Consider the following 13200-nt stretch of genomic DNA (forward strand, 5'->3'; position numbering starts at 1 on the left):
ACCGGTTGTCAGATCCATGTGGAACTGTCATTTGGCCATGAACCGCACAACCAAGGACGATGGCGCCCGCCATGACCAATGGCCGCAACGATGGACGCGCCCGCCCGCGCAGCAACCCGCAGATCCCGAAGACGATCGACTTCTCGGACATCGACTTCGACATCTTCACCGATCTCCTCAGCTTCTACGTCCGCACGGTCAACCTGCTGGTCAGCCGGGACCTGGACGAGCAGACCGAGACGCTGTCGCTGGCCGGCGGCACCGGCAAGATCTCGACCCTGCTGCTGGTCGGCAGCAACCCGGGCATCCGCCCGTCGGTGCTGGCCCATTTCATCCTCAAGGACCGCTCGGCGATGGCGCGGCTGCTGGAGCAGATGCAGCAGGCCGGGCTGATCGAGCAGAAGGTCTCGCCGACCGAGCGTCGGGCCCGGGAGCTGTACTTGACCGACACGGGCCGGCGCGTCGCGGAGGACGTCCGTGCCGTCGCCCGCCGACAGTCCGCCGATTTCTTCTCGGTGCTGACGGAAGGGGAGCAGGGCGACCTGCTGCGCATCCTACGCAAGCTCTACGAGAACTACGTCGAGCAGGCGCCGACGGTGGACTAGCCTCTCCGGCTTCATTCCTTTTTAGTCCCCCCTCCCCTTGCGGGAGGGGGCTAGGGGGAGGGGTCTGCGCGCGTCCGCGCGTGAATGCGTATGGACCCTGCCCCGCCATTCAGTCCGGCCCAATACGGCCTAGATCGGTTCACTCGGAGAGAACCCCCTCCCCCTACCCCCCTCCCGCAAGGGGAGGGGGGACTCGTGGGGTTTCGGCTGGGGAATGGGAGTCTCTGACGGCAGGCGTTGACGGAGGCCACCATGACTGACGCCCGCGTGGCAATGATCTCCGGCGCCAGCCGCGGCATCGGGTCCGAGATCGCCGCGGCCCTGGCCCGCGCCGGCTGGCGGCTCAGCCTCGGCGCCCGCAACCCGGCGCAGCTGACCCCGCCGCCCGGCGCCGACGCCCTGGCGCACTGCTTCGACGCCCGCGATCCAGCCTCGGAAAAGCTGTGGGTCGCAGCGACCGCCGAGCGCTTCGGCCGGATCGACGCGGTCATCGCCAATGCCGGCATCATGATCCCGAAGACGGTGATCGCGGCCGACGACGCCGACCTCGACGACCTGATTCAGGTCAACGTCAAATCGCCGCTGCGCCTGGTGCGGGCCGCCTGGCCGCATCTCGTCGCCTCGGGCCATGGCCGGGTGGTCACCATCGCCTCGCTGTCGGGCAAGCGGGTCAAATCGGCGGGCTCGGGCCTCTATGCCGTCAGCAAATTCGCCGCCCTGGCCATGACCCACGCCATCCGCCATGCCGGCTGGGACGAGGGCGTGCGCGCCACCGCGATCTGCCCCGGCTTCGTCGCCACCGATATGGCCGCCGCTGCCACCAGCCGGCCGCCCGAAGGCATGACCCAGCCGCAGGACGTGGCGCGCATCGTCGCCTTCGTGCTCGACCTGCCCGGCACGGCGAGCATCGCCGAGGTCCCGATCAATTCGACCCTGGAGGACAGCTGGTGAGCCCGATGCCTGCCATGGATAAACGGGGAGGCCGCTGATGGGGCTGCAGGTCGACAGCGTCGAGCCGGATGCCGCCCTGCCCGCCCGGGCCGATGTGGTGATCGTCGGCGGCGGCATCATCGGCACCAGCGCCGCGCTGGCCCTGGCCCGGCGCGGCGTCTTGGTGGCGCTGTGCGAGAAGGGCCACATCGCCGGCGAACAGTCGAGCCGCAACTGGGGTTGGTGCCGCAAGACCCGGCGCGATCCGCGCGAGATCCCGCTGATCATCGAGAGCATGCGGCTGTGGGAGGACATGAACCGGAGCGTGGAGGCCGAGACCGGCTTCCGCCAGACCGGCATCCTGTTCGCGGTCGAGACCGACCAGGAGATCGCGGAATACGAGGCGTGGCTGGAGCATGCCCGCCCCTACCAGCTCGACGCCCGGCTGATCTCCAGCGCCGAATTCGACCGGCTGATGCCCGGTGCCGGCGGGCGCTGGAAGGCCGCGCTCTACTCCGCCTCCGACGGCAGGGCCGAGCCGCAGCGCGCCGCCCCCGCCATCGCCCGCGCGGCGCGCCAGGCCGGCGCCACCATACTGACCGATTGCGCCGTCCGCGGCATCGACCGCGCCGGCGGCCGCATCGCCGCCGTGGTCACCGAACGCGGCCGCATCCCCTGCGACAGCGTGATCGTGGCGGGCGGCGCCTGGTCGCGCCGCTTCCTCAGCGATCTCGGCCTGCGGTTGCCGCAGCTGAAGGTGCGGTCCAGCGCGATGCGGACGGCGCCGCTGGAGGGCGGGCCTGAGACGGCGATGTGGTCGAAGCAGTTCGCCTTCCGCAAGCGCCATGACGGCGGCTACACCATCGCCAACGGCAACGCCAATGTCTCGCCGATCGTGCCCGACAGCTTCCGCTTCTTCGGTGACTTCCTGCCGGCGCTGCGCATGGAATGGTCGGCGCTGAAGCTGCGGGTCGACGGCCGCTTCGTGCAGGAGTGGCGGGAGGCGGCGCCAGTGCCGCTGGACCAGCCGTCGCCCTATGAGCAGGTCCGGGTGCTCGATCCCGCGCCGGACCGGCGCTACACGCGGCAGGCGATGGCCGACCTGGCCAGGCAGTTCCCGGCCTTCGCCGGGGCCAAGGTGGTTCAGGAATGGGCCGGGCTGATCGACGTGACGCCCGACGCGGTGCCGGTGATCTCGACCGTCGACACGGTGCCGGGGCTGGTGGTGGCGACCGGCTTTTCCGGCCACGGCTTCGGCATCGGCCCCGCCGCCGGGCACCTGGCCGCCGACCTCGCGACCGGCGCCCGGCCGATCGTCGACCCGACGGCGTTCCGCTTCTCGCGCTTCACCGACGGATCAAGGCCCAGGCCGATGGCCGGGGTGTGACAGGCGGCCGGTGGGGAGACGGGCGAAGACCTGCCCCCACCGGCCTGGCGACACAACGAATATGGGAGAGCTTCACCATGACCAGAGAGACCAGGGACCATCGGTTTTCGCACCCGACCCGCCGCAGCGTGCTGGCCGCGGGGCTTGCCGCCGGCACGGCGGTCTGGCTCGGCCCCGGCCGGGGCTGGGTCAAGGCCGCCCGAGCTGCCGGGCCGCCGGCCAAACCCACCGGCCAGGCCGTGATCGGCCTGTCGCAGGAGCCGACGGTGTTCAACCCGCTGATGCTGCACATCGAGGTCGATGAGGGCGTCTATTTCAACCTGTTCAGCCCGCTGTGGCAGGTCGACCCGCAAGGCAATTTCATCCCCGACCTGGCGGCCGAGGTGCCGACCCTGGAGAATGGCGGCGTCTCGGCCGATGGCCTGACCTGGCGGATCAAGCTGCGCGACAACGTCAAATGGCATGACGGCACGCCGTTCACCGCGGACGACGTCAAGTTCTCGATCGAGCTGATCAACAACCCGAAGTTCCGTGCCGCCCGCCGCGCCGGGCACGAGCTGGTGCGCGACCTGACGGTGGTCAGCCCGACCGAGCTGACCTGGAAGCTGGAGAAGCCCTACGCGCCCTATCCGTCGATCCTGTCCTGGACCTTCATCGTGCCGAAGCACCTGCTGGAGACCGAGGCCGACCCGAACGCGTCCGTCTTCGCCACCAAGCCGGTCGGCACCGGGCCGTTCAAATGGGTCGAGCGGGTGCCGGGCGACCACATCACCCTGGCCGCGCATGAGGGCTATCACCTGGACGGGCCGTATCTCGAGCGGCTGGTGATCAAGTACATCCCCGACCTGACCGTGCTGTTCACCCAGTTCACCACCGGCGACATCGACTATATCGGCCTGCAGGGCATCACCGCCGACCATTACGAGGAGGCCAAGGGCCTGGCCGACCGCGAGGTCACGCCGGTGCCGCAGGCCTTCATCGAGAACATCGCGCTGAACCGCGGACTGCCGATCTTCCAGGACCCGGCGGTGCGCGAAGCCCTCTACACCGCGATGGACAAGCAAAGCATCATCGACAGCATCTATTACGGCCTGCCGACCCCGTCCGAATCCTTCCTGCCGAAGCAGTCCTGGGCGTTCAACCCGGACCTGCCGAAGCAGGCCTACGACCCCGACAAGGCCAAGCAGATCCTGGACGACGCCGGCTGGGTTCCGGGCGGCGACGGCATCCGCGAGAAGAACGGCGTGCGCCTCGAATTCGTCAATTCGACCACCGCCGGCAACCATGTGCGCGAGCAGGCGCAGCAGCTGCTGCAGCAGAACTGGCTCGACATCGGCGTCAAGATGACCATCAACAACCTGCCCCCGGCGGTGATGTGGGGCGACTACTGGATGCAGTCGAAGTTCGAGACCGCGATGGTCGGCATCTACTTCATGGTCGGGCCTGACCCGGATGCGACCGACTATTTCGGCAGCCGCTCGATCGGCGCCAAGGGCGGCGGCGGCCAGAACACCACGCAGTATGAGAGCGCGGATGTCGACAAGCTGCTGGCGGAGGGTGCGTCGACGGTCGACCCGGCCAAGCGCAAGGCGGCCTACTTCAAGATGCAGGAGTTCACGCGCAAGGACCTGCCCTACCTGCCGATCTTCCAATACGCCATGGTCCAGGGCGTGAAGAAGGGCCTGACCGGCTTCACCCCCAACGTCAACGTCCAGGAGAATTGCTGGAACGCCCGCACCTGGTACTGGGCCAGTTGAGGCGGCGGCCGCCCGGGGACGGAGGACGCCATGGCGCATTTCCTGTTCGGCCGCGCGCTTCAGAGCCTGCTGCTGCTCTGGCTCGTGTCGATGATCGGCTTCGCGATCCTGCACCTGACCCCGGGCGGCCCGCTGTCGCAATTCGCCCTGGTTCCGGGCATGACCCAGGCGCGGCTGGCCGAGATCGCCCATGACATGGGCCTCGACCGCTCGCTGCCGGTGCAATACTGGGAATGGGCCAGCCGGCTGCTGACCGGCGACTGGGGGCGGTCCTACCGCGACCAGGCGCCGGTGCTTTCGGTCATCGGCTCGCATCTCTTCGCCACGGTCGAGCTGATGGCGACGGCGGTGCTGATCGCGGTGCTGCTCGGCGCCTGGATCGGCGTGATGGGGGCGGTGCGGCGCTATTCGGTCGCCGACATGCTGGCGACGGTCGGCGCCATGGTCGCGCTGTCGATCCCGACCTTCTGGTTCGGCCTCGTCGTGATCTACGTGTTCTCGGTGCGGCTGCAATGGCTGCCGGCCGGCAGCATGTACACGGTCGGCGACGAATCCCTGCTCGACTTCCTGCACCACCTGATCGCGCCGGCCCTGGTGCTGGCGCTGGTCGAGGTGGCGGTGTGGAGCCGCTACATGCGCGCCTCGATGATCGACGTGATCGGCCAGGACTACATCCGCACCGCCCGGGCCAAGGGACTGCCGGAGAGGCGGGTGCTGATCCGCCACGCGCTGCGCAACGCGCTCTTGCCGATGATCACTTTGGCCGGGCTGGAGCTGCCGACGCTGCTGGGCGGCGCGCTGGTGACCGAGACGGTGTTCACCTGGCCGGGCATGGGCCGGCTGTTCCTCGATTCCCTCGGCTATCGCGACTATCCGGTGGTGATGGGGATCCTGATGGTCTCGGCCCTGCTGGTGCTGCTCGGCAACCTGCTGGCCGACATCCTCTGCGCGGTCGCCGACCCGCGCATCCGGCTGGATTGAGGAGACGGGACGATGACCGCGACCGTCGCCGAACCGAACGCCGCCGAGACCGCCCGCCGCACCGGCAACCGCGGCTGGCGCCGCTTCCGCCGGCACCGGCTGGCGATGATCGGCGTCGCCTGCATCCTGCTGCTGGTGCTGGCCTGTGTCGCCGGGCCCTGGCTGCTGCCCTTCGACGATCTGCGCATCGACATGCGCGCGCGTTTTGCGCCACCGCTGACGGGATGGCACCTGTTCGGCACCGACCCGCTCGGCCGCGACCTCTGCGCCCGGCTCTTGATGGCCGGGCGGATCTCGCTGTCCGTCGCCTTCGCCGCGATGGTGATCAGCACCCTGGTCGGCTCCGCCATCGGGGTCGTGGCGGGCTATTACGGCCGGGCGGTCGGCGCCGTGCTGATGCGGCTGGTCGACGCCATGCTGTGCTTCCCCGCCGTGTTTCTGCTGCTGACCCTGGCAGCGCTGCTGAAGCCCGACCCGATCACCATCACCCTGATCATCGCCGCGACCAGCTGGATGGAGGTGGCGCGCGTGGTCGAAAGCCAGATCCGCACCCTGCGCGAGCGCGACTTCACCCTGGCAGCGGAGATGATGGGTGCCTCGGATGCCCGCATCATGGTCGACGAGCTGCTGCGCAACGCTGTCGGCCCGATCGTCGTCGCCGCCACCCTGACCGTCGCCCGCGCCATCCTGATGGAGGCCTATATCAGCTTCCTCGGCTACGGCATCCAGCCGCCCACGGCGAGCTGGGGCAACATGCTGAACAACGCCCAGCAATACCTGACCTCGGCCCCCTGGCTGGCCCTGGTCCCGGGCATCGCCATCACCCTGGCGGTGGCCAGCTTCAACTTCATCGGCGACGGGCTGCGCGACGCGCTCGACGCCCGGCTGGACTCGTGATGACGGACGCCCCGATCCTCGAGGTCCGCGACCTCGCCGTGACCTTCCGCGGCGAGGGCGGCGCGCTGACCGTGGTCAACGACGTCTCCTTCACGGTGCGCCGCGGCGAGACGCTGGCCCTGGTCGGCGAATCCGGATCGGGCAAGAGCGTCACCAGCCTCGCCATCCTGCGGCTGCTGCCGCCGGCGCCGCGCTGCACGGTCTCGGGATCGGTCCGCTTCATCGGGCGCGACGGCCGGGCCCGCAGCCTGCTCGACCTCGATGCCGGGGCGATGCAGGCGGTGCGCGGGGACGAGATTTCGATGATCTTCCAGGAGCCGATGACCTCGCTGAATCCGGTGCACCGGATCGGCGACCAGATCGCCGAGGCGGTGACCTTCCACCGCGGCGTCGGCCGCAAGGCGGCGCTGGCCCGGGCGGAGGAGCTGCTGGAGCTGGTCGGCATCCCGGAGCCGCGGCGGCGGCTGGCCGCCTATCCCCACCACCTCTCAGGCGGCATGCGCCAGCGGGTGATGATCGCCATGGCCCTGGCCTGCGACCCCAGCCTGCTGATCGCCGACGAGCCGACCACGGCGCTGGATGTCACGGTGCAGGCCGGGATCATCGACCTCTTGAAGGCGCTGCAGGCGAAGACCGGCATGGCCATCATCTTCGTCACCCACAATCTCGGCGTGGTGGCGGAGATCGCCGACAGCGTGATGGTGATGTATGCCGGCCGCATCGTCGAACGCGGCGACGCCGTCGGGCTGCTGCAGCACCCGCGCATACCCTACACCCAAGGGCTGCTCAGCGCCGTGCCGCGGATCGACCGGCTGGATTTCGGCGGCGGCGCGCTGCCGACCATTCCCGGCAACGTCCCCGATCCCGGCCGCCTGCCGCCCGGCTGCTCCTTCCATCCGCGCTGCGCCCATGCCCGGCCGGGCGCCTGCGACGCCACGGTCCCGGCGCTGGAGGAGGCCGGCGCCGGCCGGGTGGTGCGCTGCCATCTCTGGCGCGAGATCGAAGCGGTGGGGGCGTGAGATGACGGACCAACCCTCCCCGCCGATCCTTGATGTGCAGGACCTCAGGAAGTCCTTCCCGGTCGGCGGCACGCTGTTCGGCCGCAGCCTGCTGGCGGTCCATGCCGTCGACGGCGTGTCCTTCGCCATGGCCCAGGGCGAGGTGCTGGGGCTGGTCGGCGAATCCGGTTCGGGCAAGAGCACGCTGGGCCGCACCCTGCTGCGGCTGATGCGCCCCACCGGCGGCCGTGTCCTGTTCGAAGGCACCGACATCACCACGCTGAGCCGCCGCCAGCTCAAGCCGATCCGCCCGCGCCTGCAGTTCGTGTTCCAGGACCCCGCCGCCTCGCTCAACCCGCGCATGACGGTCGGCCGCATCGTCGCCATGCCGCTCACGGTGCAGAAGGGCGCGCCCCCGGCGGCGGAGCGCGCGGCGAAGGTCGGGGCGGCGCTGGAGACGGTCGGGCTGTCGGCCCATCACGCCGACCGCTTCCCGCATGAATTCTCCGGCGGGCAGCGCCAGCGCATCGGCATCGCCCGCGCCCTGGTCACCGCCCCCCGGCTGCTGGTCGCCGACGAGCCGGTCTCGGCGCTCGACGTCTCGATCCAGGCGCAGATCGTCAACCTGCTGATGGAGGTGAAGCGGCGGCTGGACCTGACCCTGCTGTTCATCAGCCACGACCTCGCCGTGGTCGGCCACATCTGCGACCGGGTGGCGGTGATGTATCTCGGCCGGATCGTGGAGATCGCGCCGACCCGGGCGCTGTTCGAGACGCCGCGCCATCCCTACACCGAGGCGCTGCTGTCGGCCGCCCCGATCCCCGACCCGACCCTGCGCCGCCCACGCATCCTGCTGAAGGGCGAGTTGCCGAGCCCGCTGGCGCCGCCGTCGGGCTGCCCGTTCCGCACCCGCTGCCGCTACGTCCTGCCGGTTTGCGCCGAGATCGTCCCGCCGCTGCGCGCGACCGGCGACGGCCATTTCGCCGCCTGCCTGCGGGACGACCTGTCGCTGGCCTCGCCGCTCACAGCGACGTGACGGCGATCGATTGGCCCGAGGCGATGGAATTGCGACCGAGGTCGCCCGGCGGGCCCCGGCCTCATTCGGCCCGGGACGGGATCGTCAGGGTCGTTTCGAAGCCTTGCGAGCGCCGCCCTTCGGAGCGGCCGTGCTCGCTCGCAGGAGATGGCGGCACGGCAGAACCGTCTTGACCGGCGGCTCGGCGGCATCACGATCCAGCAGCGCCAGCAGGATCTCCGCGGCCTTCGCGCCGAGGCTCGCCGTCGGCTGCTGCAGCGTGGTCAGAGGCGGCTGGCAGAACGCGCCGACCGGGGCGCCGTCGAATCCGATCACCGACAGGCCGCCGGGCACCGCCACGCGCTGTGACCGGACCGTGCCCATGAAGGCGATCGCGGCATCGTCCCAGCAGCTGACGGCCGCCGTCGGGCGCCGCTTCAGCGCAAGATACACCCGGGCGGCTTCGATGCCGGTCTGGAAGCCGTTCTGGAACGAACGGGCACCTTCGTGACGGATGATCGCCCGATCGGAAAGGCCGGTCGCCGACACTGCCTCGGCGAGGCCGGCGAACCGCTCGATCTCGTGATAGTTGCCGGCCGGCCCGGCGATGTAGAAGAACGACCGATGCCCCAGGCCGATCAGGTGCAGCACGGCTTCGCGCATGGCCTCGCGGTCGTTGGCGACCACGCTCGGGATGCCGGCGGCGCTGCGGTCCTCCAGCAGCGATACGATCGGGATGCCCGCACCGGCGAGCGACCGCCGCCCATAGGACGGCAATTCCGTGGATCCCAGGACGATCGCGCCGCGGACGATGCCGCCGATCGCCAGGTCGGGAATGTGCTTCTCCGTCGCCGCCGAACGGCCACGGCTGGCGATGACGAGATTGAAGCCGCTGTCCGCGAGGGTCGAGGCAACGCTCTGCAGCACTTCGGGAATGATCTGCGAGGCGTCGTTGGCGACCGCCGGTTGCGACAGCACGGCCATGACGATGTCGGATGTGCCGACACGCAGGTTCCGGGCGGCGGCGTTGGGGACGTAGCCGAGCTGCTCGACCGCCGCGATGATCCGGCAGCGCGTCTTCTCGTTGACCCGGCCGGGATTGGCGAGAGCGCGGCTGACCGTCGAGGTCGCAACGTCGGCCAGTTTCGCAACATCGCGCATGAGGGGACTGAAGGTCTCATGGTCTATCGGGCGCCTGCCCATAATCCTGCGTATGCGTCCTCTTCTCGCCGCCTTGCATGCTTTCGGACGGTGATACGCCATCGCGGGCAAAGACCATCGGCCAATGCCATGGATCGGTGGAGCACCGGAACGCCTCGCCTGGATAATAGCCACGAAGCAGGTCCAACAATCCAGGAACTTCATCTCGCATCGGCTCTGCCGCCGCCGGCGCTTCCGGCTGACCGGCGTCGATCTCGGGAACCGTCTCTCCCGACGCCTCAGATCTGAGGCTTGTTCCGCGGATCATGGGCCCGCTGCCTGACGCTCTCGGCGAAATTGCCGCGGAACATATGCTGCCCGAGATGCCCCAGATCGGATTGGAGATCGGCATGGACCTTGCCGCCGATGTCCCGCCAGCGGCGGCAGAAGGCGTAGTCCTCGGAGAGGTAGCGGTTGGTGTCGGGATCCACCATGCAGTCGAAGAACAGCCAATAGAACGGCGCCTCCGGATTGTTCGGCGGCCCGTCGGGGACGTAGTTGAGCCGCGGGTAGTGCTGCATCAGCCGGCTGAACACATGCCGCTTGATCACCATGAACCCGGTCGGCGCCTCGGCCACCTCGACGAAGCCCTCCTCGCCGACGAATTTGGCCAGCGGTTCCGAGCCGAGGCCGACCGGGTTGAACGGGTAGTCGGTGTAGAGTGCCTCGAAGGCGTCCTTCGTCATGCCGGCGGGCAGGCCCTGCTGCGGCCAGTTGAAGCGCTTGATCGGGTAGATCCCGGCGGCGACGTCGTGGTCCGAGAGCAGGAGGCGGATCGCGGCCGCGGGCTGGAACACGATGTCGGAGTCGATCCAGAACAGATGCGTGTACTGCTCGTTCATCAGGAAGAACTTGACGATCTCGTTCCGGCCGCGGGGGACGAGACTCTCCGAGCGCATGTGCAGGGAGGAGCGCAGCCCGAGCCGGATCGCCTCATGCGTGAACTCGAACAGGCTCGTCACATAGTTCATGGAGACCGCCGAGATGTAGCAGGGCGTCGCCAGAAGCACGTTCATCGACTGCAGGGCGGAAACTGGGAGCATCGGAAGCCTCGGCTGTCCTGTCTTGATCCGGGATGGGGCGTGTCTTCGAGCTGTCGCGCCGGATGTGCCCGGCGCTCCGTCCGGGCTCGTCCCAAGGCTTCACCCAGCCCGAACGCAGAAAGGGCCATGATCCGCTGGGGAGTTCGGATCATGGCCCCGACCACCGCGGATCCGCGGCGGCACCGCCGCGGCCCTCGGCTCTCTTCGCTTCAGGAGCGATGTCGCCTGGAACGCCTAGGTGCAGACCCATTCGGGGATCCGGCATTCATGGGCATCGCCGCCGCAGATCGCGGTCGCCTTCTCCTCGGCCTCCCGTCGGGTCTCCGCCGAGGCCGCGCCCCAGAATGCCGGCCGGCCGGCAGCAGGAGGCTTTCCGACGGACAGAGCGGCGCAATGCTCGTAAGGGAAGCCGCTCTTGTCGTCGTCGGTCCAGTGACGGTGATTGCGGAACAGCGAGACGACCTGGCAGTCCTTGCCGCCCCGGTGCACGCAGTGCCGAAGCGCGATCTCCTTCGCCTCATCGGCCTTGTCGGCGCCCCAGAAGAAGCCGCGCTTCTGGTCTGGCGCCGAATAGGCGATGGCGCCCCAGATCCCCTTCATCCCGGGGTTCTGCCCGGCCGCCGACCCGGTCGGTGACAGGACGATCTCGACGCGACGGTTCTGCGGCTCGCGGACGCCGTCGGCGGTCGGGACGAGCGGATCGGACTCGCCGACGCCCTTGACCGCGATCAGGCTGTCGGCAACGCCGTCAGCAACCAGTTCGCGACGGACCGACTCGCCACGACGAACCGAGAGGGCCTGATTGTACTGGATCGAGCCCGAACGGTCGGTGTGCCCAGTGACGTCGATGCGAGTGGTCTCGCCCTGCAGCGCGCTAGCCGCAGCCGAGGCCACGACCTGTTTGGCTTCCGGGGTCAGACTCGAACTGTCGAAGTCGAAGAACACCAGGTAGCTGCGGTTGGTATCGATCGTCTCAACCACGGCCGGCGCCGGCGCCAGAGGCGGATCGGCCGCCGCGGCCACGACGGCGAGACAGGCCCAGGAAGTGAGAACCAGAATGATCGTTCGAAGCATCTTCATCTCCCTGATCCCGGCCGCCGCTGCCGCGGGCGGCGATCCATCAGCCCGCTGCCCGCAGGCTCGTCACCGCGACGCAGTTATCGTCGAGCGGAACCAGCATGACCTGTGCCCCGTTGGGCATGGTCACCAGCGGCAGCTCGCCGATGGCACCGGTCTGGCCCTTCTGGTTGACGAGTTCGGTCCCCACCGCCTGACAGCTGGCCTTGACCGGCGTCACCCGCACGAGAGTGCCTTCACAGGAACGACCGACCGGCGACGCGAAGACCACGCCGGCCGCGGGCAAGCCCTGGGTCGACGGGCTGCCGTTGAGGGCCACGATCGCCTCGATCGAGTGCGCGTCGGCGGCGCTGGTGTTCCATTGGCTCTGCGCGCTGTAGCTCGCATCGGCGGCGACGCCGCGGCCGAGCGCGGCAAATACGTTGCCGCAGGCGCCGATCTTGGCCTGCTTGGCATGGTCTTCGAACACGGTGAGGGCAGCCGCCGGCGCCGCGGATCCCTGCTTGTTCTGGGCCGCCTGCTCCTGCGCCTTCGGCGCTGCCGCCGCCGCGGAGGAGGACTTGCTCGCATCAGCCACCTGGACCGGCGGCTGGGCGTAGCCGATCACATCGGCCCCGGCGATCACGCCGACAATGATCGCGACCGAAGCAGCCCCGAGAAGAATCGTCTTGGTCAGTCGCATCGTATTCATCCTTTTCAAGAAACCGAACGGAAGGCAGTCACGTCCGCGTCATTTCATGGCCGAAAGTGCGAGGAACAGCCCGTCGAGAGGAGCTTCGAACGAGACCTCCCCCTCCGGCAGTTGGTAGGAGACGGTGCAGTCGGTCCCGGCCTGGATGTGCCGCCGCAGCATCCGGCCGATGGCGATCGTGGCGGTGCAGAACGTGCCGTCGCACCGGTCGGTCTGGGCGACGATCCGGTCCGGCTTGTCGCCCAGCGCCAGCCCGATCTGCTGCCCCACCCCGACCGCGGCGGGCACCCGCATCACCACCAGGGGCTGGCCGTCCGCCGTGGCCACGAAGGACCAGTTGAAGACGGCCGACCCATCCTGGTTGACGATCGACTGGGTCAGGTTGCAGACCCGGCGCTTCGACGTCAGGCTCTCGTCGCAGATCAGGATCCAGTTCTTGAACGGCTGGACCACCCGCCGGTACTTGCCAAGCTCCTCCCCGTCGGGGATGGCGACATCGGACGGCTTCACGGCATAGGTGTTGAACCGTATCCACCCCACCGCGAAGGCCGAGCCGGACGTCGCCATCAGCATCAGCACTATCGCCAGGCATCCCGCCAGCCTCATCGGCCACCCACCC

General features: G+C 69.1%; 13 protein-coding genes. 8 read left to right on the forward strand and 5 right to left on the reverse strand.

The features are described from left to right. The first annotated feature begins 71 nt into the window (after window positions 1–71). The 8 genes from E9232_RS14240 (at window position 72) to E9232_RS14275 (ending at window position 8591) form a co-directional block, all read left to right on the forward strand. A complete protein-coding gene (locus E9232_RS14240; protein ID WP_309794812.1) occupies window positions 72–605 on the forward strand; it encodes a MarR family winged helix-turn-helix transcriptional regulator in 534 nt (177 codons plus the stop codon). Between the two features lie 252 nt (window positions 606–857). Beyond that, on the forward strand, window positions 858–1556 hold the full coding sequence (locus E9232_RS14245) for an SDR family NAD(P)-dependent oxidoreductase (RefSeq protein WP_309794813.1): 699 nt from the start codon (window positions 858–860) through the stop codon (window positions 1554–1556). Between the two features lie 37 nt (window positions 1557–1593). Beyond that, window positions 1594–2922, forward strand: coding sequence for an NAD(P)/FAD-dependent oxidoreductase (locus tag E9232_RS14250; RefSeq protein WP_309794814.1), 1329 nt, complete (start codon window positions 1594–1596; stop codon window positions 2920–2922). A gap of 77 nt (window positions 2923–2999) precedes the next feature. Then, entirely contained in the window at window positions 3000–4679 is a 1680-nt protein-coding gene (locus E9232_RS14255) for a peptide ABC transporter substrate-binding protein (RefSeq protein ID WP_309794815.1), read from the forward strand. Between the two features lie 30 nt (window positions 4680–4709). After that, window positions 4710–5660, forward strand: coding sequence for an ABC transporter permease (locus E9232_RS14260; protein WP_309794816.1), 951 nt, complete (start codon window positions 4710–4712; stop codon window positions 5658–5660). Between the two features lie 12 nt (window positions 5661–5672). Then, a complete protein-coding gene (locus E9232_RS14265) occupies window positions 5673–6557 on the forward strand; it encodes an ABC transporter permease (protein WP_309794817.1) in 885 nt (294 codons plus the stop codon). Then, window positions 6557–7576 (forward strand): ABC transporter ATP-binding protein, encoded by a 1020-nt coding sequence (locus E9232_RS14270; RefSeq protein WP_309794818.1) that lies wholly within the window; start codon window positions 6557–6559, stop codon window positions 7574–7576. The genes E9232_RS14265 and E9232_RS14270 overlap by 1 nt, the downstream gene beginning before the upstream one ends. 1 nt (window position 7577) lies before the next feature. Further along, window positions 7578–8591, forward strand: coding sequence for an ABC transporter ATP-binding protein (locus E9232_RS14275; protein ID WP_309794819.1), 1014 nt, complete (start codon window positions 7578–7580; stop codon window positions 8589–8591). 84 nt (window positions 8592–8675) lie between these two features. Here E9232_RS14275 and E9232_RS14280 read toward each other — a convergent pair whose 3' ends face one another. The 5 genes from E9232_RS14280 to E9232_RS14300 form a co-directional block, all read right to left on the reverse strand. Further along, entirely contained in the window at window positions 8676–9935 is a 1260-nt protein-coding gene (locus tag E9232_RS14280; protein WP_309794820.1) for a LacI family DNA-binding transcriptional regulator, read from the reverse strand. 74 nt (window positions 9936–10009) lie between these two features. After that, window positions 10010–10813 carry a hypothetical protein gene (locus E9232_RS14285; RefSeq protein ID WP_309794821.1) on the reverse strand — a complete coding sequence of 268 codons (804 nt, stop codon included), beginning with the start codon at window positions 10811–10813 and terminating at the stop codon, window positions 10010–10012. Window positions 10814–11047: 234 nt separating this feature from the next. Then, the gene (locus tag E9232_RS14290; protein WP_309794822.1) at window positions 11048–11887 is read right to left on the reverse strand and encodes an OmpA family protein; all 840 of its coding nucleotides are present in this window, start codon (window positions 11885–11887) and stop codon (window positions 11048–11050) included. 46 nt (window positions 11888–11933) lie between these two features. Further along, on the reverse strand, window positions 11934–12572 hold the full coding sequence (locus E9232_RS14295; RefSeq protein WP_309794823.1) for a hypothetical protein: 639 nt from the start codon (window positions 12570–12572) through the stop codon (window positions 11934–11936). A gap of 48 nt (window positions 12573–12620) precedes the next feature. Then, window positions 12621–13187 carry an invasion associated locus B family protein gene (locus tag E9232_RS14300; RefSeq protein WP_309794824.1) on the reverse strand — a complete coding sequence of 189 codons (567 nt, stop codon included), beginning with the start codon at window positions 13185–13187 and terminating at the stop codon, window positions 12621–12623. Window positions 13188–13200 lie beyond the last annotated feature (13 nt).

Origin of the sequence: Inquilinus ginsengisoli (assembly GCF_031453975.1) — a bacterium.
Lineage (GTDB): Bacteria > Pseudomonadota > Alphaproteobacteria > DSM-16000 > Inquilinaceae > Inquilinus > Inquilinus ginsengisoli_A.